18 protein-coding genes are annotated in these 22,664 nt (G+C 40.1%); 16 read left to right on the forward strand and 2 right to left on the reverse strand.

Going from position 1 to position 22,664, the window contains the following annotated elements; translation table 11 throughout:
• Positions 1–122: 122 nt before the first annotated feature.
• The 10 genes from SBI19_RS10585 (at position 123) to SBI19_RS10630 (ending at position 10,201) form a co-directional block, all read left to right on the forward strand.
• Entirely contained in the window at positions 123–2,678 is a 2,556-nt protein-coding gene (locus SBI19_RS10585) for a UvrD-helicase domain-containing protein (RefSeq protein WP_317967792.1), read from the forward strand.
• A 40-nt stretch (positions 2,679–2,718) separates the two neighbouring features.
• Positions 2,719–3,888 carry a hypothetical protein gene (locus SBI19_RS10590; RefSeq protein ID WP_317967794.1) on the forward strand — a complete coding sequence of 390 codons (1,170 nt, stop codon included), beginning with the start codon at positions 2,719–2,721 and terminating at the stop codon, positions 3,886–3,888.
• 405 nt (positions 3,889–4,293) lie between these two features.
• Positions 4,294–5,451, forward strand: coding sequence for an ATP-binding protein (locus SBI19_RS10595; RefSeq protein ID WP_317967796.1), 1,158 nt, complete (start codon positions 4,294–4,296; stop codon positions 5,449–5,451).
• A gap of 2 nt (positions 5,452–5,453) precedes the next feature.
• On the forward strand, positions 5,454–6,059 hold the full coding sequence (locus SBI19_RS10600) for a hypothetical protein (RefSeq protein WP_317967798.1): 606 nt from the start codon (positions 5,454–5,456) through the stop codon (positions 6,057–6,059).
• A 48-nt stretch (positions 6,060–6,107) separates the two neighbouring features.
• Positions 6,108–6,665 (forward strand): hypothetical protein, encoded by a 558-nt coding sequence (locus SBI19_RS10605; RefSeq protein WP_317967800.1) that lies wholly within the window; start codon positions 6,108–6,110, stop codon positions 6,663–6,665.
• Positions 6,658–6,948 carry a hypothetical protein gene (locus SBI19_RS10610; RefSeq protein ID WP_317967802.1) on the forward strand — a complete coding sequence of 97 codons (291 nt, stop codon included), beginning with the start codon at positions 6,658–6,660 and terminating at the stop codon, positions 6,946–6,948. The genes SBI19_RS10605 and SBI19_RS10610 overlap by 8 nt, the downstream gene beginning before the upstream one ends.
• Positions 6,945–7,445 (forward strand): hypothetical protein, encoded by a 501-nt coding sequence (locus SBI19_RS10615; protein ID WP_317967804.1) that lies wholly within the window; start codon positions 6,945–6,947, stop codon positions 7,443–7,445. Before SBI19_RS10610 ends, SBI19_RS10615 begins: the two co-directional genes overlap by 4 nt.
• Before the next feature lie 215 nt (positions 7,446–7,660).
• Positions 7,661–8,077 carry a hypothetical protein gene (locus SBI19_RS10620; RefSeq protein ID WP_317967806.1) on the forward strand — a complete coding sequence of 139 codons (417 nt, stop codon included), beginning with the start codon at positions 7,661–7,663 and terminating at the stop codon, positions 8,075–8,077.
• An 18-nt stretch (positions 8,078–8,095) separates the two neighbouring features.
• Positions 8,096–9,061: a hypothetical protein gene (locus tag SBI19_RS10625; RefSeq protein WP_317967808.1), complete on the forward strand. Its 966-nt coding sequence runs from the start codon at positions 8,096–8,098 to the stop codon at positions 9,059–9,061.
• A gap of 258 nt (positions 9,062–9,319) precedes the next feature.
• The gene (locus SBI19_RS10630) at positions 9,320–10,201 is read left to right on the forward strand and encodes a hypothetical protein (protein ID WP_317967810.1); all 882 of its coding nucleotides are present in this window, start codon (positions 9,320–9,322) and stop codon (positions 10,199–10,201) included.
• Between the two features lie 251 nt (positions 10,202–10,452).
• Here the strand turns inward: SBI19_RS10630 and SBI19_RS10635 are convergent, their stop codons facing one another.
• Positions 10,453–12,618 carry a hypothetical protein gene (locus SBI19_RS10635; RefSeq protein WP_317967812.1) on the reverse strand — a complete coding sequence of 722 codons (2,166 nt, stop codon included), beginning with the start codon at positions 12,616–12,618 and terminating at the stop codon, positions 10,453–10,455.
• A gap of 232 nt (positions 12,619–12,850) precedes the next feature.
• Here SBI19_RS10635 and SBI19_RS10640 point away from each other — a divergent pair, with 232 nt between their 5' ends.
• The 4 genes from SBI19_RS10640 to SBI19_RS10655 all read left to right on the forward strand — a co-directional run bounded on the left by SBI19_RS10640 (position 12,851) and on the right by SBI19_RS10655 (position 19,097).
• The gene (locus tag SBI19_RS10640) at positions 12,851–15,604 is read left to right on the forward strand and encodes a type I restriction endonuclease subunit R (RefSeq protein ID WP_317967814.1); all 2,754 of its coding nucleotides are present in this window, start codon (positions 12,851–12,853) and stop codon (positions 15,602–15,604) included.
• 111 nt (positions 15,605–15,715) lie between these two features.
• Positions 15,716–16,324, forward strand: coding sequence for a restriction endonuclease subunit S domain-containing protein (locus SBI19_RS10645; RefSeq protein WP_317967816.1), 609 nt, complete (start codon positions 15,716–15,718; stop codon positions 16,322–16,324).
• The gene (locus SBI19_RS10650) at positions 16,321–17,874 is read left to right on the forward strand and encodes a type I restriction-modification system subunit M (RefSeq protein WP_317967818.1); all 1,554 of its coding nucleotides are present in this window, start codon (positions 16,321–16,323) and stop codon (positions 17,872–17,874) included. The genes SBI19_RS10645 and SBI19_RS10650 overlap by 4 nt, the downstream gene beginning before the upstream one ends.
• On the forward strand, positions 17,871–19,097 hold the full coding sequence (locus tag SBI19_RS10655) for a restriction endonuclease subunit S (RefSeq protein ID WP_317967820.1): 1,227 nt from the start codon (positions 17,871–17,873) through the stop codon (positions 19,095–19,097). The genes SBI19_RS10650 and SBI19_RS10655 overlap by 4 nt, the downstream gene beginning before the upstream one ends.
• 25 nt (positions 19,098–19,122) lie before the next feature.
• On the opposite strand, the gene SBI19_RS10660 is transcribed toward SBI19_RS10655, so the two are convergent.
• On the reverse strand, positions 19,123–19,320 hold the full coding sequence (locus SBI19_RS10660) for a hypothetical protein (protein ID WP_317967822.1): 198 nt from the start codon (positions 19,318–19,320) through the stop codon (positions 19,123–19,125).
• Positions 19,321–20,312: 992 nt separating this feature from the next.
• Here SBI19_RS10660 and SBI19_RS10665 point away from each other — a divergent pair.
• A complete protein-coding gene (locus SBI19_RS10665) occupies positions 20,313–20,537 on the forward strand; it encodes a DUF4314 domain-containing protein (RefSeq protein WP_317967824.1) in 225 nt (74 codons plus the stop codon).
• 336 nt (positions 20,538–20,873) lie between these two features.
• A complete protein-coding gene (locus SBI19_RS10670) occupies positions 20,874–22,496 on the forward strand; it encodes a hypothetical protein (protein WP_317967826.1) in 1,623 nt (540 codons plus the stop codon).
• Positions 22,497–22,664 lie beyond the last annotated feature (168 nt).

The following is a 22,664-nucleotide window of genomic DNA, read 5'->3' on the forward strand; positions in this document are numbered from 1 at the left end:
TGTTTACAAAAAGCAGGGGAAAAGACTCCCATTGGTGAATATTTACAAGATGGTTGCACTATTCCAAAAGTCACACCTCGAAGTAATAACCAACCAGAAAAGTATTGGAGGATTCAAAAGTATTGAAGAACTTAGTTGATAAGCTAACCGGCAAAGACAAACTGTTAGAAGAGCTTACTCATATCCGTAGTAGGCTGGATAAAGCTAATTATGAGAAGTCTACTATAGCATCAAAGCTTGACAAAGTTAGTGATGATTTCGCCGCGGCGAGGAAAGCTATCGAGAAAATGCAACACTTAAATTCCGAGTTGATGTCAAAATATAAATCGCTTGAACAAAGCTTCTATCGGAAGGATTCCGATTATAAGAAACTTCAGGAAGAGTACTCTGATCTATCGGATAGCCATGGAGAACTCTCGACGCAACTGATAGCGACTCGCAATAGCAATAAAGCATTGCAACAGAAGCTTCATAAAATAGAAAGTGAGCATGCTTTTTATAAGTCGAGATTCGGTGAAATCTTAGAAGTTCCCCAATCTGACAATCCGGTCGCGATCACGGATTGGGACAGCAGCTTCTTTGAAATTGCTGAAAAGATTAAGGGTAACCCGTTTAATGAAAATCAGGTTGAAGCCATCCGATATGATATGGAGAAGCATCTTCAAATTATTGCAGGTGCTGGTTCCGGTAAGACTGAAACGATTTGTGCTAAGGTTGCTTATCTCATTCAAATGAAAAAGGTTAACCCTAATCGGATTTGTATGATGACATTTACTCGCAAGGCTAAAGAAGAGATGGAAGGACGAGTTAATCTCTTCCTTGGGGTAGAAAATTCAAAGGTCAATGTCAGCACTTTTCATGGCACATTCATAAGCTTGTTCAATCAGTTAAAGAAACAGAATCCTGCTTATTCATCAATAGGGATTCAAGGTGGAAACGCTGATGAGGGTGAATTTGAGTATAAAAAAGAGCTGCGTAAGTTGATCAATAAATATAGACTATTTAAGCTTGACAAGGAAAATGAAAAGACGATTTTTGAACGTATAAGTTTCTGGATTAATATGGGGTTCTCAGTTGACCAAATGACTGATTATATCGAGAAGCATTTTGACAGCGTAATCGATGATAAGGAAGATGTCCCTGTTAGTGTCCGGTTCAATTTAATGATTAACGAGATGAATCAGATAAGAAAGGACAACGAGATTGTTGTATATGATGATTTCCTAATTAACTTGTATGATGCATTGCTTCAGTATCCAGAAGCAAGAGAGTTCGTCCAGAACAGGTACGACTATATCTTCATTGATGAGTTCCAAGATATCAATCCTTTACAGATGGAAACGGTCAAACTAATTTGTCCCCCAACAAGTGCTTCGAAATTGATCATAGTGGGAGACGATGACCAGTCGATCTATGCTTTTAGGGGGTCAGATCCAAGCTATATTAAGGATTTTCCAAAAATCTACATCACCCATGAGATAAGATTGATGAGGAACTATCGCTCGAAGCGGAAGATTGTAGATGCTGGTAACTGGGTTATCTCTGAGAACAAGCATGATCGCATACCCAAGTCGATGGATGCATTCCATAAAGATGATGGAGAAGCGATTATTGTAGCGTGTCCAGATACCAAAGAAGAAGCTCACTGGATTCTGTCGAGATCCCAGGAGATCGGTAAGCTTGAGCCCTTCGTATTGGAGGGCAAAGTTGAGCCTATCAACTATACAAAATCGACAGTTCTCTATAGATCAAGAAGGCAGCTTCAGAGTATGTTCCAAGCTCTAGATGTTAAAGGGGTTCCGTATGTCATCGAGAAAATGGATGATGTTATGGGTATCTTTTCTATTCAGGATTTTAATAATGTATTTAGCATGTGGCAGGAGCTGATGGCTTCTAGGGGTAACAAGCTTCAGTTGTGGAGGTCTATTTTGACCAACGCACTGGGACATTATTTCGTCAGTAAGCATGCCATAGAACAGTGGTATCAAACCTTAGACATCGCTACTTTATCCGACGTTATTCGCGAGGCTTGTGCGCTAGTCATTGAAAAGTCTAAAACCAAGGACACGCTCCCAATAAAACAGTACCTAACCCTTCTTGTTAATATGAAGCAAGAAAAGCCGGTTAACATGAAGGAAGTTGCCGAGCAATTCGTAGCTCTTCCTAGAGTTAAGGATAATGTTACTGATGAGGAAAAGGAATGGATTCTAAAGGAACTCGAAAAATACAGTACTTGGACTGATTTACTCGGTTTTCATGAGAGGATGAAACGGCGTAAGGATGAAATGAAGGAAAATCTGAAGAAGTACCATGACGAAAAGTACAATGCCCTGTATTTCTTGACAATTCACGGGAGCAAAGGGTTAGCATTTGAAAATGTATTTGTCATTGGATGTAACGATGGCGGTCTACCTTCAAAGTATGCAGAAGAGCTTAAAGATGTGGATGTTCAATCGTGCAAAGAGAAAGCTGAACCACCGACAACTGTGGAAGAAGAACGAAGACTAATGTATGTCGCTGTAACCAGAGCCAAACAGAAGTTGTATGTGACCTTTCCTAAGACAATACAAGATAAGCCATGTGGACGATCAAGATTCTTAAAAGAACTGAACTTACCGATTATCGATTCTGATAAGGTCAGTCCAGTCGGCACAGCTATGGTAACACTGAAGGGGTAGACATTGACTGTGACGGTTTCGTTGGGAGAGGGGGCGCAGTATGGATGAGTTAGAAGTCTATGAACAGAGTATTAAAGATATCGCGGAAAGTAGAAAGTTGGATTTACTAGATGCAGTTGAATTTCTTAAAGAAGCATTATTATATGAGCAAGAAAACATAATGAAGTTGGTTTCGATAAGAAAACAGTATCTCTCACCCCAAGATGGTAGGCTAGTTCATTTCATCGGCAATTATTTCCCGGAGTATAAAGAAGATGAACTAATGACATTATCTGCTATGACGTTTGAGATTTCAAAAGCAAGTTGTGTTTATCATCGGATTAAATCTTTTGAGAAGTATCACCCAACACAGCCACTCTTTCGCGAACATCCTGAGTTATATGAAAAATTACGCAAGAAGACAAGTGGAATTCCTGACCTAGAATTGATACGGTTGGATGCAGTTAAGTATAAACCGTTTCCCAATATGCCTAAATATAGAACTTGTAAATACAAAGATTCATATCTGTTTTTGGATAGTTATTTAAATGCTATGGTTCCGTTTTACTTGATGCAAAAATACGGCACAGAGAATTTATACATCAGGCTAGATCCGTATCATATCTCCAAAACTCAGCCACCATTGATTCTTGAAGAAGAGTTCATTCAGCCACCTAATCCGTATTGGATAGAACGATTGTTAATTCATCCTAACCAACATGAGGGAACTGAGTTGTTCTTACCACTATATTCAGTTGAGGAGATAGGTGGAGATGAGTGGAAGCGACAGCAATGGTGGGAATATCATACCATGGGCATTCGGAAGCTTCAGATCGTTGCCAATATGAAGAATGAAGGAGAGACTAGACACTTCAGTATGTCGCTAGAAGAACTATCCGAAGAAGCAATTGGGGACGGTATGTTAATCGGTCGAATGATTCATTTGGATGCTTTAGACTCTTATGACACTCATTTCGATCAGGTTAAACTTAACCATTTGGATCTAGCTGTGAATATTTACATGGAGAGTAGTATTCAAGAACGCTTGAACTCAACACTAACCACAGGTAAACGAATTACAGATGCAACTTTCCGTACTCACTTAATACGAGCAGATAACATTATGCTCTCTGACCTTTTAGAGATTGCTCAGACCTTTTTCAGGTCCAAGACAATGGTCAAGGAGTGGATCGATTCTCAATTTAAGTTTAGCGAAAAGGGTAATTTATAAAGAAATTGCTAAGGAGCTGCCGCTAAAATCGGCAGCTTTTCTTTCGTGAAGGATACTCCTAGTAGCGGATGAACAAAAAGCGATATTTCCCTAATCACAATCATCGACCCATAAACTCCAAACACAACAGTGAATCACAACAATGCCTTATCTATACAAATGATTCCAAATAAGTATAATGAGCTTATTACTTGTTCCGAGGGGGTTCGAAACAATGAAGGCTTCTTCCGAGTTTATAAAGCAGTTAGAGATATTGTTCGAGCAGTATGAGAATGAGGTTTTCGAAAAACAACGTGAAGGTATTCTTGAGGAGAAGACAGCAAAGACGTATCTTCTCCACTCCAATAACTTTGTCAGATGGTGTCGAAATGATTTCGTGCCTGGGGCAAGGAAAGCCAAGGTGAAATGATGATGTTTGAACTTAGAGAAGAAATACTGATGCTAATCGACTCTAAACGTGAAGACGATTATTGGGACTTCAAAGTGAAGTATCATAGTAATTCGGCTAATCTGTTACACGACATTATTTGTATGGCGAATAATCGTGTAGACAGAGACGCATACATTATATTTGGAGTAGTAGACGGGACATACGAGGTCGTTGGGGTTAAGGACGATGAAAATCGAAAGACTCAGCAACAGATGATCGATTTGTTAAAGGATAAGAAGTTCGTTTCAGGTATTCGACCTAGAGTCGAAGTACGTAACTTAATGATCTCCGGCTTGGAGGTTGATGTGTTGGTCATTAAGAACAGTACTGACACTCCGTATTATCTAACCGAAGATTATCAGGATCAAGGAAGAAGAGTTCGTGCTAATCACATCTACACAAGGGTGGGCGACACCAATACGGACATTAATAGAAGTGCGGATATTAATAATGTCGAGTATCTGTGGAAGAAACGATTCCTATTAACCAGATCTCCATTTGAACAAGTCATTAAGCGACTTGAAAATAAGAGTGAATGGAAAAGTGATGACGGCGGCTATTACAACGTCTATAACCCTGAGTTCACGATCACTATAGGTGATGAAGATGACGAATATGATAGGCGCATACCTGAGTTCTACTCGTATGCATTGATGAATTCATCTACAAGTTATCAAAAGCTCAGCATCAAATACTTTGGCACACAGTTATATAATGACTTGATTGTCGTACTTGATGGTGGCAGGTACAGCACACCTGCTCCTGAGTGGGCGTTCCTCAAATTTCGAGAACACAAGGTGCATGCGGATTATGCACTTAAATATTTCACGAAGGATAGCGCATCGTTTAAGCTGAACGAGTTTCTTTACAATGAAGAAGATCAGGAAGAAGCCTACGCCCGAAGCCGATTTTTCGAGGTCGTTCTGTTGTTTAATGATGAACTTGAGAAGGATACTTTCTTAGAATATGTCCACCATCACAAGGATGACTTTATCAATAAACTGAATGCTCTTGATGATCATTTCTCGGTTGATGCAGATACAGAACATCATCGGGATCATATTGTAGAGCGTTTGAAAACGGGCAAAGTGTTGAATCAGATGCTCTTGGAGTTCCGATCCAGATGGGGGTAAATATGAGCGATCCTTATAACCGCGAGTCCGAACTAAAGGCGCGGTTTAACCGATTCGTCGCGGACAAAATAACCGGCAATCCCGATGACTACTATTCAAAATTGTCGGTTGAAGACTTTGAAGACATTAAGACCACACTCAAGGACATCCACAATATCATAACCTACAGAACGACGATCCACTTCATTGAATGGGTTAGTGAACGCTTCCCTTACGTCAGAGAAAATTATCAAGTCTATTTGGATCAAGTATTAAACACCAAGCCAAGCGACAATGGATATGACCTTGTGGTCACAGGAGATATCAATGTTATAGCTGAGATAAAATGTAACAAGCCGATTAATAACGGCTTTAAGTTTGGTGCTCAACAGAAAACGGGTCTGATAAAGGACATCTATGGTTTACTTGAAGGTAAGACCAAAGTGAAGTCGATCAATCCGGATGAAGCGTTCAAGTTCTTGGTGATCTATGATTTTGGTGACCATACACTACTCGCCGCGCAGCACCTGATCAAGAACCTTTCGGCTGACCTGAAGGATAAAGTATCACTATATAAAGAAGAAGACGCTTTGGAATTAAACAAGGTATACATTGTGTTTATTAAGTAACAGAATCGCAGAGTTAATAATGACAAGAAATGAGTTGTAGGGATTTCAATGGACTATTTAGAGCAATACAATCAGGAAGCATACATCTTTGACGTAGTTCAGAAGCGTTTTGCAACCCAGGGATACCTAAACGCATATGACTTCTTTTTCATTATTATTTGGAAAGCCAATCGTGCGAAGTCAAAGGTAGCAAAGAACCTATTGAAAAGTGATCAATATAAAAGTCTCGACGACGCAGTTAGGCATCTTACAGAGAGTATCGGTAAAACCCCAGATCACAAGGCTAAATTACGGATATTGATCTCTGACTGGAAGTTCCGACTCCCGATGGCTTCTGCAATTCTATCCGTTTTATATCCAAATGACTTTACAGTGTATGACGTTAGAGTTTGTGATCAGTTGAATGACTTTCATAGTTTGAATCATAAGGTTAACTTTGAAGTCATTTGGACAGGATATTTAGCTTATAAAAGTAAGGTTGAGCTAACCGAACCAGTTGGTCTATCGCTTCGTGATAAGGATCGTTATCTGTGGGGTAAGTCGTTTTCAGAGCAATTGGAGCAAGATATTCAAATCCACTTTAGTAAGGGAGATGCAAATGACTAGTAATGAGATATTACATTATCTACCCGAGGAAGTACCGGACCACTTATTTACTCAGAGTAGATTAAGTCGTATGGGACTAACGCCAACCGCTGATCCTGTTGCGTATGTTGTCTATCCAGAGCAGAAAGCTAAGTACAAGTTATTCGATATCAACGGAACCCGACAACGTAAACAGCAGAAAGGTCTTTCTCTAGTACAGAAAGATGCAGCTATCGAGCAGATTCTTGCTGAGCGAAGACATGAAATTGAAGTTAGACGTATTCAGTTTGGGGCGATTTTATGAGCCATGATTTTATTTTGAGCCTGAAACCAATTGGTGATGGCTCTTTTGAGAAAGAACCCTTCGAAGAGTATAAAAAGCGCGCGGCGCCTTTGCTTCCGAATTTTCCTGAATGTGCATTGGAAAATTGGGTCTACAGACATTATGCAGATATTGATGACTACGCATTTCTAGGCTTTGAAAAAATGTTCTTCAAAGAAGAGCTTTGGTCAAAGGATGAGATCTACGACAATATAAAATCATATGACGATGAAACGATCGATTCTTTTGGGTATCAGATTTACGAACGACATGATAAAACTTGGTTGCAGAAGTACATATTAAAGCACAAGACATGGAATGCACCGATAATTGTATTTCAAAACACTACTCATCCTGATATGGGAAAACCTTATCACCTGTTAGAAGGTCACCTGCGTCTGAATTACTTCAGGACAATTTACCGTAAGGAAAAAGAAATCCTGCAGGATAAGCATAGGATTTGGTTAGTCACAATTTAGATTGCTTCCGATTCGCCGAGAAATTCGGCAGCTATTTCTTTTGTTATAGATGTTTCTTCGGCTGTCGATCCCTTTGACAGCTTTTTCTTTTAATAGTGCAACCACGTTTAGCCGCGACTCGGTTAACAGCATGTTGTTAGCCCTTCAAAATCATCTGCAGGCTGCAAGATCATATGGTATGATGTGGAAAAATACGACATATGGAGGATTTTGAAATGTCATCTCCTGACAAGAAAATCGTAGTTAACAAGTTGAAACAAAAGTATGGATGTTCCCTCTCTACGATCAAGGGGAAGCAAATTATGTATCAGGGAGTGAGCGGTGAAAAACGGATTGTTGTTTGCACACCATATTCCAAAATCCATACAATTGGTAAGGGTTGGTTCGACCTGACAATTAAACAGGTCGAGCTTTTGGATGATGCAGACATAGCTGTTTTAGCAGTTCGTTTGGAGGATGGAAACGTCTATTATGTAGACTTCAAAGAACTGCGAAAAATGATAACTCCCGACATTCAGCTAGTGAACTCTAGAGAAGGTGAGCATTGGAAGTTTTATATTTGGGGAAATAACATTCAGGTGAGGGGTTGTTTGGATAAGTTTCAAGCAGTACCTGAACGATTGATATCATAATGGCTTGAGGTAATTGGTATGACTAAATTATTTCTACATAGTAGAGAAATGAAAAGCGTATTTCAGCTCTTAGGTGAAAATGAAAACGATATAAGCTACAGCGTGGCTTGGGGTTTGACACAGTGTCCTTCATTCCTTAAGGTTTTTCTCCAAAACGTCCTTAATTGGAACGGCAGTGTTGAAGAAGTCGATATTCGGATGCAGGAGTACGAAAAAGGTAAAGGCTTCACAGATATCGAGATTGAGCTAACTCAGCAGTTTCATCTGATCATTGAAGCTAAACGAGGTTGGAACCTCCCAGGCATCGCTCAGCTTCAAAAATATGCGACCAGAACATCCTTCTTACAAAGTCCCTGCCCTGATAAGCGTCTGATCGTATTGAGCGAGTGCAGTAAGGATTACGCCAAGCATCGTGTTCCAGACCAAGTAAATGGTTTTCCGGTCGAGGTGCTGTCATGGAAAGACTTTTACCAGTTCTCCAAGATGGCTCACGCAAGCGGAACACATGCCGAGAAGCGGTTGTTACAGGAATTGAATGTTTATTTGGGGAGTTTGATGACCATGCAGAAGCAAGACTCGAATATGGTATATGTGGTATCAGTAGGAGGTGGATCTCCTGAGGGCTGGACGATTACATGGAGAGACATCATTAATAAAAAGAGGAGATATTTTCATCCTGTCGGGGGTAATGGTTGGGTAAAGGAACCGCCCAATTACATAGCATTTCGCTATGATGGTAAGCTGCAGTCGATCCATCATATAGAAGGGTATGAGGTTGTTACTAATATGTCTAAAGTCTTTTCAGAGGCTAAAGACGAAGAGTGGGAACCAAGTTTCGTATATCACTTGGGAGCGCCATTTTCTCCAAGTAATGAAATTAAGACCGGAAACATATATCCGAATGGTAGAGTGTGGTGCATGTTGGACACCTTATTTACTTGCTCAACGATTTCCGAAGCGAGGGATCTTACCAAGTCACGGTAGAATGGTTAAAGAAATGGTCGAGCTACAGTTATGTTTTCCATGACAAGTGAAAAGAATCGGATCGATGTGGTAAGGATACACTGATCCGGTTTTTTTTGTAGCTACAGCTTCTCATACCTTTGTTGGTTCTTTATCGTTTTGCCTACTGGGTAAAAATTTACTTGCTAAGCGTCTACAGTCAAGGTAAGGTACAACAACCTCAACGAAAGGTAGTAATTACCTGTCCGTTGAAAATCCAAGACTAATTTGGAGGTTGTTATGGACAGAAAAGAAATCATTAAGGCGTTAGGTGACCATTTTGGGATAAAGCCCAAATACATGGGAGCCCCTTCCTTTGCTTATCAGTTCGAGACATCCAACGGGGTTTACTCGGTCGACCAGGCAGGGAAGGTAACCGATCCGGAAGGTAATGAAGTCGAATTGAACAGCTTACTGACTAGTTCTGAGTCGATTACCGAACCCTCGTCTAAAGAAGGCATCCCATCCAATGAAAATGTATCTGTCAAAAGATTGTCCAGTGAAGGTTCGTCGCACGGTGGCTCTCCTGATGGAGGTTCTGCTTCGGTCGATTCGGCAGCTGAGTCAACCGCACAGGATGTTGAGATAGACATTTCTTTGGAGGGACATAATGGTCTTACGCTAAGGAATCTGGTTAATCTGATTTACAGTAAGCAAGAGCTTATCGCAAAAGCAGTTGGTTTCACCGGAAATATTATCGAAGAGGACTTCTTGACAGCCATTCATGATGCTAATGTCGACACAATCGAAAAGTTGATGGCTACAATTATTGAAGTGGCGGATAAATCCTGCCCAGGTATCACTTTCGATTTCGAGAGCAGGAGAGCGATCTTCAAGTTCTTCCAAGGTGAGCATGATGACGAGAAGATCATCTCATACATGCAGTTTGTTGAGCTGTTAAACAACACTGCCAAGACATTGAAGTATGCTTCGTCCAAGTCGAAAGGGTCCGACAACGACAAATTCACATTCAGGCTTTTCCTGATTCGTCTCGGAATGAAAGGAGACTTATATAAAATTGCACGAAAGGTTTTGTTGGAGAGACTTGAAGGAAACTCAGCGTTCCGGTATGGTAGTAAGTCTGAAAAGGCTGTAACTGAAACTGCTGAAAATGCATCGTAAGAAATATCCTCTGTCATATGGGGTACTGCAGTTGCCGCGAATTACGGCAGCTTTCTTTTTTGACATGGATAAATCTAGAGAGCACAAAAATCAAAAGGGGTTTCCATTGGTAATTAAAGACATGACGGTTGAGGAGGTTTTGGAAGAGCGTAAACATAAGCATAAGCTGGAAGTAAAGAAAAAGTCAGCCAGGTGAAAAAAATACAACCCTGTCAGTTACATCATGACAGGGTTGTATTTTTATAATCAATTTAGCTTGCGGGCTTCTGCTTTCTTCTGACAACGTCTGCTTTCAATTCCGTTACAACCTCAGCGATTGATAAGCCATAGCTTCTGATAGCGTAATCCACCGCTAATATTAATTCCTCATATGTCCACATGACAACTTTCTTCCCGTATCTTCTGGCAAGGTCTTGAAGTGTAGCTACGAACCCCTGTTCTAGATCTCCTGCGACGACAATTCCCAGTACATTGACCGTTGTATCCTTGCACTTATATACAAATTGTTGCAGCATCTCATATGCTTTTTTATCTGTTGGTTTGATAGGCTTTTTCTCGTAACTTTTAGCTATACCTACGAAGACCGCATCATCCATCCCGAGCATATTAATTGTAAAGCTAATATCGCCGTACTCTTGCCCATGATGAGGGTGAAGTGTATGGTTAGTAAAGGTCACAAATGGTTTCATGATGCAGCCAATGCTTTTCTCATGTTGACAAGCTTGACAAGCATCAACGCTATGCTTTGAACATTTTTCTGAAAGGAGACTTAGTACTTCCGCAAGTTCTTCCCGCCGTTTCGGGGTAATGGTTCTATCCCATACTGGCTTGAATTGGTCTAGCTCCCTGACCTTGAACATGACTTTAGAAGACATTTTAGTTGAGTAATGCACAACATTATTTTGCAAATAGAAGTATTCCTCTTCCTGAGTAAAGCCCTCATTTGGGAAGTACTTATTAATGATTTTATCGACCAGACCAATTAAGGTCGACTTGGGATTAACCAGCACACCGTCATACCAAGTGTCGATTCGAATCTTGTGATCCATTAAGCAACGAACACTATCTTGCTTAAGATCATTATGACAGAGCGAACAAAATACCCTTGGGGATTGTCCCTTCTTTACTGAAATCTCAAGCAAATCTACATTACCGCATTGACTGCAGACTACATCTGAGAAGTGGTCGCACTTCTCACAATAGGGGTAGAACCTTGTAAGTGCATGCTTCTTCATCACACCGACAATTTTATCAGTATTTAGGTCAAGAAGCTTAAAACTGCCGACCTTCTTAACTTTACATGTAACAACGGCTTTAATAACCTCAAGAATAACTTTCTTTTCGTCATTCGAAGTTGCAAAAGTGGCAAGGTCAGGATCTTCTTCAAGACCAAAGGTGTTAAACTTTTCATCGATCTCACCATTCTCCTGTATGGAGTTAATATGCCCCATTATCTGACCAATGCGCCAGATCCCCCAACGTCTCATTTCAGAAGCCTTTAGCTGCCTAGTGAGATAAATCTTACCTTTATCATTGTTAACCCCAAGTGTAGAAAAGAAATCACCGTCTTCATCGATGGCTTCTTGGTAAACAGAGCTAGGCGAATCATATTCTTCAAATCCCTCTAATTGGCTTACTTTGATACCAAGATTATTGTCCGCAAAAGTTGCTTTGTTGGGTTTTCCAGAAGAGGGGTCTGGATTGCTCAATGTAGTACGCTTCATGGCTTCCTTACTGAAGACTGTATCAACAGTTTTCTTTGTGATGTTAACGGGTGATACAAAACAGTTGAATGCACTTTCAAGAGTTTTTGAAATATTTCCGACCAAGGATTCAGTTGGAATGCTGATACTTACAAATCTTTGATCGAGATTTATCCAAAGGAACCCGAACTTCAACTCATAGATAAAGTCTGACTGTTCGGATTCTGGATTGATAAAGTTGTATCGTTCTTGATATTTGAAGGCTATTTCTAACGTTTCAGGGTTAACGATTGTCTGATCGATGGCTAATAACCCAGAAATCGAATCATTGGGATATGCGATCTGCTTAAGCAACACGTTCATTTTTTGAACAGCAGCTTCGTCTTTGTTACTAGCGATAAATTTTGATGAGTTTAATTGGGGGTCATGTGGGCGCAGCATGAAGAGACGGAAATTAGGGCGACGGCTATAACGGTTATCCTCAAAACAAGTTTCGATGTCTGCTGTAGTAATTTCAGGCGATATATTTACAATCTCGACTAACTTCTGTTTGTCCAGGCGCATAAGGACATCTTGAATTTTCTTCTTAACTTCACTTTTGGTGATAACCCTGTAGCGGTTAATCAATTCTTTCTCTTCAACTTTAGTATAAAGTAGATGACGGATAACTCCATTCTGAACATGGAGCAATTTGTCTGCACTTTTTCCCGACATATGAACCCCCCTCAACTGAAGTAATAATTATTTTATTTTACCATACTTCCAGAAAACTGGTGAGTTGTGTCGACAAATGAAATTTTGGTAGGTCCTAAGAGTATTAGTTAGGGCTTTAGTACCCCATATTGCCTATGAAAGCCTTGTTATGGAGAAGGAAAAGAGGACTCTTTGAAGAATTATGTAAAAAGCCTGTGTATAGTGGGGGTAAAGTGGAGGAGGAGTCGTTCGTATGTCGTATCAATCAGAAGCGCAACTAGAGAAAAACTTGATTGAGCAACTTGTTCGCCAGGGTTACGAACAGGTTATTATAAATGATTATGAATCAATGGTCGAGAATTTTAAACAGCAGCTGAATAGGTTTAATGAGAAGAAACTAAATGGACAGCCCTTAACTGAGGCGGAGTTTAGTCGGTTTTTGACTCAAATTGATGGGAAGAGTATTTTCGACTCCGCCAAGATCCTCAGAGATAAACAAGTGTTCCAACGTGATGATGGAACAGAGGTTTATTTGGAACTAATGAATACTCGTGAATGGTGTAAAAACAACTTTCAGGTAACAAATCAGACCACGGTCGAGGGCAAATATAAAAACCGATATGATGTGACACTATATATTAACGGTTTGCCGGTTATTCAGGTTGAGTTGAAGCGCCGCGGCTTGGACTTTAAGGAGGCGTTTAATCAGATACAGCGGTATCGTAAACACTCATTCCGTGGATTATACCGTTATCTGCAAATGTTCATCGTAAGTAACGGGGTTGATACGAAGTACTTTGCCAACTCGGATGGTGACATTTTGTTCTCGCATACATTTTTTTGGTCGGATGCGGAGAATAACCGAATAACAAACCTTAGTGAGTTCGCATCAAGCTTTTTAGAGAAATGTCACATGTCCAAAATGATCGCCAGATACATGGTGCTCAATGAGACTGAGAAGCAGATGATGGTTATGCGTCCATACCAGGTCTTTGCAGTCGAAGCGCTTGTAAAACGCGCTTTGGAGACGAAGAACAACGGATACATCTGGCATACTACAGGTAGCGGTAAGACCTTGACTTCATTTAAGTCGAGCCAGATCCTAGCAAACGAGCCACACATCAAAAAAGTATTCTTCCTCGTCGACCGTAAGGACTTGGACAGTCAGACGTTGGCGGAGTTTAATAAGTTTGAACCCGATTCGGTCGATATGACTGATGATACGAGTAAGTTGGTAGCGCAAATTTCGGACTTAACGAAGCCGTTAATCGTAACTACTATTCAAAAGATGGCTAATGCCGTTAAAAATCCCCGTTACGAACAGATCATGAAGCCATACCAGCAAGAACGGGTTGTTTTTATTATTGACGAGTGCCATCGAAGCCAATTTGGCAAGATGCATACTTTGATTAACAAGCACTTCAAAGGGGCACAGTATTTTGGTTTTACTGGAACGCCTTTGTTTGAAGAGAACAAGAGTCAGGATGGACGTGTAACGGCGGACATTTTCGAAAAGTGTCTACACTCGTATCTAATTAAGGATGCGATTCACGATGGCAATGTCTTGGGGTTCTCAGTTGATTATGTTAAGACGGTCGAAGTCACAGTAGACGATAAGGATAAAACTCGCGTTAAGGGTATCCTGACAGATGAAGTGTGGATGCATGATGATCGAATCAGTAAAATTGCTGAGAACATCATTACGCACCATGACCGCAAGTCGCGCAGTAAGGGATACACCGGCTTGTTTACTGTAGACAGCATCCCAATGCTGATCAAGTACTACGATACCTTTAGGTCCATGTCGCATAACTTGAAGATAGCAGGTATTTTCACTTACGGACAAAACGAAGACAATGAGGGTGATGGTCAGGACGAGCATTCCAGAGACAGTTTAGAGCGCATTATCAAAGATTACAACGGTATTTTTGGAACGAATTTCTCGACCGATAAGTATCAGGGATACTTCGCTGATGTCTCCAAACGTGTAAAGACGGCTCAGATCGATATCCTGCTTGTGGTAAATATCTTCTTGACGGGGTTCGACAGCAAGACCTTGAACATCCTTTACATGGACCGCTTCTTGAAATACCATAACTTGATCCAAGCCTTCTCGAGAACAAATCGAACTGAGAAGGCAACCAAGCCATACGGTAACATCGTATGCTTCCGAAACTTGAAGGAAGATACCGATGAAGCGATTCGGTTGTTTTCTAAGACAGACAATGTTGATGATGTTTTGATGAAGAGCTACGATGAGTACCTTCAGTTGTTCAAAGCAGCGCTTGCAAAGGTGAAAGCTCTCGCATCTACGCCAGCTGCGGTAGATAATCTTGAGCGAGAGGAAGAGAAGCAGGAGTTTGTTGTTGGCTTCAGAGATCTTACGAAATACTTGACCCGGCTCCAGACCTTCACCGAGTTTGAATTCGATCCAGCTCGCTTAGGTATTGAAGAACAAACATATCAGGATTATAAGAGCAAATACCTCCGCATTTATGAGGAAGTTAAGCGCGGCGGGGGTAAAGAGTCGATCTTGGCGAATGTGGACTTCTTAATAGAGTTAATGCACACAGATCGGATTAATGTGAGCTATATCATGAACCTGATTAAAAACATTGATTTCGATAATGAGGAACAACGCAAAAAATCCGTTAAGGATATCGAGAACGAGATCGATCGGGCAGATAACGAGGAACTTCGACTGAAGGCAAAGTTACTTAAGGAATTCTTGAACAAAGTCGTTCCAACACTTACGAACGCCGATTCAGTGGACGATTCCTACAACGCATTTGAGCAGGAAGAGCGGATGAAGGAATTACAATCATTTGCTGGGGAAGTCGGATTGCAGTCAGAAGAAATTCAGAGCTTTGTTCAAGAATACGAGTACGGCGGCTTTGTTAATCAGCAGGAGATAAGTGATGCGGTCAAGCTGCCTTTCCTACAGAAGAGATCGATGATTCAACGAATCATTGAGTTCATCACTGAGCACACAAAACGATACTCATAATGCTATTTTGAAAAATAGCAGAAAAGGTCTTGCCTTTTCTGCTGTTTTTTATTATTATGGGGACATGAAGTTAATGCTATTTAGTAAAATAGCAGTTAGGGGAGGGTGGGGTTGAAGTTAGAACAATTTGCGTCAGTCACGCAGGGAGTATTTCTATCACGAGTCCAGACAGTACCTGTTATGGAAGAGGAAAAAAGTACGCTTTGCAAGTACTCATTGTACTCGATGAAGGAAATGAACGAGTGGCTAAGTCCAGATCCAAATATCACGTCGGAAGGGTCTCAGGACGTTTACGTTGCTATTGACCGTATTGGAACACTACCGATTGCAAAAGAGGGTTGGGTCTTAATCAGTCTTACTAGTCAGCGTGCAGTTGCACTGCAGCAGGAGCATGTCGGTAAACTGATTCCTTCAAACTTTGCAATAATCGAGCCAATTGAGGGATTGTACTCAGACTACCTTGAATGGTTCATCAACGAGCACCCGGATTGTCGCAAGCAATTAAAAGTAGCAACCCAAGGTTCGAGTGTAGCGGCATTATCAATTCAAATGCTCAGGACATTGGATATAATTTTGCCACCTATGTCAGACCAGATAAAGGTTGGTAGTGTACATAGGTTGTTACATCGGAAGAATCGCCTGCTTCAAGAGAGAATTGTACTTGAGCAACAATACGCAAGACACATTATGATGAGGTATATCAAGGAGGAGTTTAAATGACAACTACTGAATTACAACGTCAGCAACAAGCTGATCTGCATAAGAAACTTTGGGACATGGCGAACGACCTTCGCGGTCAGATGGAAGCATATGAATTCAAGAACTATATCCTTGGTTTGATTTTTTACCGTTACTTGTCCGAAAAGACCGAGGCTCGGGTAAATAAACTGCTTGAGGAAGACAAAATTAACTATAGTGAAGCTTGGAAGAACTCTGATTACCGTAATGCCTTAAAGGATGAGCTAATTCAGCAAATTGGTTATGTGATTGAGCCAGAGTATCTTTTCTCAAACATGATTGAAGAGATTGCTAAAGGTGAGCAAGGTAAATTCGATATCGAAATGCTCCAGAAAGCTGTTAACGCAGTAACAGAGTCGACCCTAGGAGCAACAAGCCAGGAAGATTTTCAACATCTGTTTGATGATATGGATTTGGCATCCTCGAAGTTGGGTCGTGACGTAAAGTCTCGTTCTAGGCTGATCGCAAAGATAATGATGAATATTAACGACATTCCATTCCTTCATGATGATGTTGAAATCGACGTTTTGGGTGATGCTTATGAATATTTAATCGGGCAGTTTGCTGCCACAGCTGGAAAAAAAGCAGGCGAGTTTTATACTCCACCTCAAGTCTCGAAGATTTTGGCAAAGCTCGTTACAATTGGTAAAAATGACTTGAGAAATGTGTATGACCCGACTTGTGGGTCAGGTTCCCTTCTATTACGAGTTGCGAAAGAAGCCAATGTTCGTAAATTTTATGGTCAAGAGAAAACTTCAACAACTTACAACTTGGCTCGAATGAACATGCTTTTACATGATGTTTCTTACCAAAACTTTGACATTCAAAATGCCGATAGTGTAGAAGAACCAAGGCACATCGATATGAGATTCGAAGCAGTAGTAGCAAATCCTCCATACTCAGCTAAATGGTCAGCAGATGAAAAGTTTCTAAATGATGAACGGTTTAGTGTTTATGGAAAACTAGCTCCTTCATCAAAGGCTGACTTTGCATTTATACAACATATGATTCACCAACTTGATGATAATGGGACTATGGCAGTGGTCCTTCCACATGGCGTTTTGTTTAGAGGTGCTGCAGAAGGGGTTATTCGCAAATACCTAATTGAAGACAAGAATTATTTGGATGCGGTCATTGGATTGCCAGCTAATGTTTTCTTCGGAACAGGTATCCCTACATGTATTCTTGTTTTCAAAAAGTGCCGAAAACATGATGAAAACATCTTATTTATTGACGCATCTAACGATTTCGAGAAAGGGAAAAACCAAAATCGATTACGGGATGAAGATGTCGAGAAGATTGTGGAAACTTATAAGAAACGCCAATCTATTGATAAATATTCGTATGCTGCAACCCTACTTGAAATTAAAGCTAACGACTTTAATTTGAACATTCCTCGTTATGTAGATACGTTTGAGGAAGAGGAATCAATAGACATCTCACAGCTACAAGTACGCATTAGAGAAATCGACAATGAGATTTCTATAATAGATAAAGAGCTGGTGCTATATTTTAAGGAGCTGGGTATATGAGTTCAAATGTTGAGCAGGGGAAGGTTCCTGAAGTTCGCTTTAAATTAAAGGCTGCATCAGATTATCTGCCTTGGCAAAAAAGAAGTTTCTATGACTGTGTTGAGATAAATTCAAAATTAGTAGATCCGACAGACGAGAAATACTTAAATTATCCACACATTGGTCCAGGAAATATTGAAAAGCAAACGGGGAGATTGCTTGAGTATAAATTGGTTAAAGATGAAGAATTAATTAGTGGTAAATATGTTTTCAAAGAAGATGATATTATTTATGGGAAAATAAGACCCGAGCTGGGTAAGGTTGCTTATCCGAAGTTTAAAGGACTGTGTAGTGCTGATTGTTATCCTATGTCATCTAAAGAAAATGTAATTTTGCCTCAGTTTCTATTCCAAATATTACTAAGCAAACAGTTTCTAAAGTTTTCAACTTCAGTATCTATGAGAACAGGTATGCCGAAAATCAATAGAGAGGAACTAGGAGGGTATAGTTTTTATTTGCCCTCATTGGAGGAACAGAAAAAAGTAGGTGACTTTTTCTCGATTTTAGACCAAAAATTAGACAAGCAACGTGAAAAAATTCTTCTATTGGAAAAGGTTAGAAAGGGAATTTGGGATCAAATCTTTTCAAAGTCAATCCGTTTTAAGAAAGAAAATGGACACGATTTTCCTGATTGGAAAAGCAATATTCGTACTGGTGATTTATTTGAAAATATAAGTGATAAAAAACACGATGGTGAATTAGAAGTTTTATCTTCAACACAAGATCAAGGAATTATTCCTAGAAGTATGTTGAAAATGAAAATGCAATTTGCGAATGAAAATTTAGTGAATTATAAACGCGTTTGTCCAAATGATTTTGTTATCAGTCTCAGATCATTTCAAGGCGGGATCGAGACCTCTTATTATGAGGGATTGTTAAGTCCTGCGTACACAATATTCAGAGTAAAACCACAAATAAGATTGTCGACAGACTATTTTAGATTTTATTTTAAGACAGATAAATTTATTTCCCAACTAAATAACTTAACTTATGGAATACGAGATGGTAAAGCAATAAGCTATTCAGATTTTTCTAGAATTGAGATCCACTTGCCTTCGTTTGAGGAACAAGAGAAGATCGCTGAATTCTTAACCGTAATTTCAAAAAAGGAAGAAATTGAAACCCAAAAACTAAATTCTTTAGTTGAACTTAAAAAGAGTTTAATGCAAAAAATGTTCGTATAAGCGGGGGCAGTGGTCAATCCACTGCCTACTTTTCTATTTTAATTACCCAACAATGCCCCTTCACATCAACATAGAGATCCCAAATTTTAGGGGCAAATTCCACTCCATTATTCCTTACTCCAAGAAAGCTCACCGCTTCATTAACCAATTCTTCGTACCCGATTTGTATTTCCTCGTACTCCAACATCATCTGTTCAATCTGACTCTTTTTAAACTCCATCATATCAATCGTTTTCCGCAGCGACTCAGTCCTCTGCTTGGTCAAAACTCCGATGTATTTCCCATCTTGTTCGACAATCTCATCATTTTGTTTGTAGTTATGCTTTACAAGTTCAAACTGGGCTTTTCGAGAGAGAAAATCTTATATTTCTGCCATATAGCTCATCTCCTGATTGAGTTTTTATCTAATATACATTGGTATCTTGAAAAATTCTATCAAATAGCTTTGAAGTAGCTCCCTAAACACCAACATGTGCTAATCAATACTATCGTGCTACGGGTTTAACCTGCTTCAAATCGCCACTGAGCGCCCTCTCGCTTAAAACCACTTGCACTATCCCTTCCTTTGGATTATCATCCACAACCAACGTATGAGGGTTTTATTATCTTATCCGATGGGGGTGCAGCTCGATGATCTGCCAAAATTGTAATGGTAGTAATGATGTTACTGATTTCCTTAAAGGAGTCGAGCGATTGGTGCTATGCGTCGATTGCCGCTTTAAGTTATTGGCTCCGCATGTGCAGGTTCCCGAGAGCCGGTGGAGCAATAATGCATGCCTTGGATATGCGATCTTAGGGGCGCAGCGTCTCGGTTATAGTCAGAAACAACTCAAAGAACTAGTAAGCGCCATATACAGCGAATTCGACCTGACTTCACTCGAAGAAGCGACAGTCGTATATGAGCTTTCGCCATATTGAGGAGGATCAGTATTATGTGCCATGAGCAGTGTGAGAATTCCAATCAGCAGTATGTTCATCATTCCTTGACCTGCTCGGACTGTAAGCAGTCGGGTCTGGAACAGCATTTAAAGGATAGCGACTTCCCTGCGTCCTTCACCGAGGATCACTTTAATTCCGAGACTGGTTTCTCGGTAACCAGAATCAACAATCACGTAGACAAGATAACCTTCATCCGCGTTTTCGATGGTAACGCCGAATGTGTTGGAGAGTACCACGATCTGCAGGAAGTACTCTGTCTAGAGGGGCTAGCAATTCATGTTTCCGAATAGTGCACAGGTAAAACAGATACGGGAAGATAACCCAAAAGGCAGGAGAGTCGAATTAGTATCTATGACCGATCCCTACACTACGCTCAAGCCAGGCGACCAAGGTACAGTAAACTTTGTGGACGATGCAGGAACGATCTTCGTCAACTGGGACAGCGGCTCTAAGCTTGGTGTAGTCTACGGGGTCGACATTATTAAGAACATTCTTAATTGAGAAGTTTTATAAAAGCTTTGAGACCATTATAACGAGTCCGACATTTTTATAACGAGTAAGTCAGTTTTAGAACAATCAGGACATGTTTTATAAATGCTAAGACAGTTTTAGAACTGGAAGGATATTTTTATAAAAACCGAAGGAACAATTATAAATAGCACCTATTCTGTGCAGCATGGCTGGTTATCGGTCTGCCGAACGGGATTGGTGCTTTTATTTTCATTTTTCAGCAGTAGTAATATCCCTTTGGATGTGTTTATCGTAGGTGCTGTGGAAACAGCCCCCTCCTTGCTATAATAATCAAATATAGGTTGTGACTTGGGGAGGCTGACTTCATTGAGTAAAGAGAAAAAAGGATACTTTAATCGGGATGCTAAGTTGAGGACGAGGATAAAAGAAAAAGAACGTGAAAATGTAGGTCAAAATCCTCCTAAATCCTCTATGGAAAGAGAATTTATGATTGAAGTTGGAAATGAGCGTCTCGAGAGTGATCCTTCTCTAAAAGCTGAACTTTACGTTAAATCAGGCACATTACATCTTGTCAAAGTACTTGGACTAGGTTCAACTAAAGCTCCGGCAACAGTAACTAATAAGACGACTGAGATCGCTTTAGATGATGATCAGATAGCGAAGGTGAAAACTGAGTTAAACCATGAAAGTGGACTTAAATACTATAATCCTCTGAGCGAGAGGATTTATGATACTAGCCCTAAAATAATCGGAGCAACTCTCCGTTCCGATGTACCAATTGAGGTTCCAGTAATCGATTTTGATGTTGTGAAGAAGAAGCTCATAACTCGAGAGCAATTGGATAAGCTCATTACTCGAGAGCAATTGGATAATATTTCGTACAAGAAAGTGAACAAAGACGAGGAGTTTCACTTAAATTTATATGAGTTAATGTTTTTACTTATCAAGCCCGAATATGGAGCTTTCTTTTCGTGTGAATACGAGGTTGATGGGCAAATAGTAGTCGATCCTAAAGGTATACAGTTAGGGATAAAGACTAATGAGTTCATAGAAGTTATTGTAGATGATAAAGATAATAAAGTTCCCAAGTTAATAACTGTTATAGATAATGACAAAGAGTTAATTAAGCTACCTACACCATACTTGAAACTGGTAAGGGGTAGTATCAAAGCAGATATCTTTGAAATTGATAGACCTACTTCCCAGGGAGGGAAGACTTTATGGGAAATTAAAGAAGGTTATGAACGCTTTGCACCATTATTAAAGAAAGTATCTAGGAAGCCGCGAGCAAACAAACAACTTGTTAAAAAGGATATTACGGAAATACCAAACTCGGTCAATTTAATTGAAAGCCCTGATATTCTCGATGATCTCTCTTATATTTCCTTAGCCATGTATGATTACCTTTTTCAAGTCTATCGTAAGAGCAGCATAACCTCTACCGAGAGAGCAATAGCTGCTGGAAAACAGCTGTTTAACAAATTGGAACCTGATAAGGTTAAAAACATTGGTAGTAAATCCGGGACGCTCCACGTCGATAGCCTGTTAAGATATCGCCCTGTCTCAGGGAGTCCCAGGACCGTAGGTTTAAAAGTCTGGTCGGACATTGACATACAAGTACCTGTAATATCGAGCGCTAAGGATGCTGAAACTGATATCCATCCCGAACGAGATTTAACATATCGAAATGTTAAATCAGGCGAAAAATATGATCTTAATCTGTACGAGGCGATGTATCTTCTTGTGCGTCCTGAATACGCTGGTTTTTGTGAGGCTTTTGAGAACCCTCAAGGTGCATTTTTAAGCTTGAAATTTGATGTGAAAAGAGGAATTCCAGAGCCGGCGCTTAAGGTTGCAGCACCAAACAAACTAAGCGAACTAAGTAATATTGAAATTTCCACAATTGAAGACGTTGTTAAAGAAAACGGTAATAAGCTTAAAACAGCTGTTCTTAAACAAGAGTTTCAAGAGAAGTTTGGCGATCTATAGAACCACTCCAGAAACAGAGCAAATGTGCTCTGTTTTTTTTTTTTTTTTTTTGTTCATTTCGGAGAATGACTTCAGTTTTGGTAATTATTCAAGAGGTGCTTTAGAGCAGCATGGGGTTAATACTCCAAATTTGCTACTCACGGAGTGATTTGCTTATGCATGCTGTAA

Origin of the sequence: Paenibacillus sp. CCS19 (assembly GCF_033239625.1) — a bacterium.
GTDB lineage: Bacteria > Bacillota > Bacilli > Paenibacillales > Paenibacillaceae > Paenibacillus_T.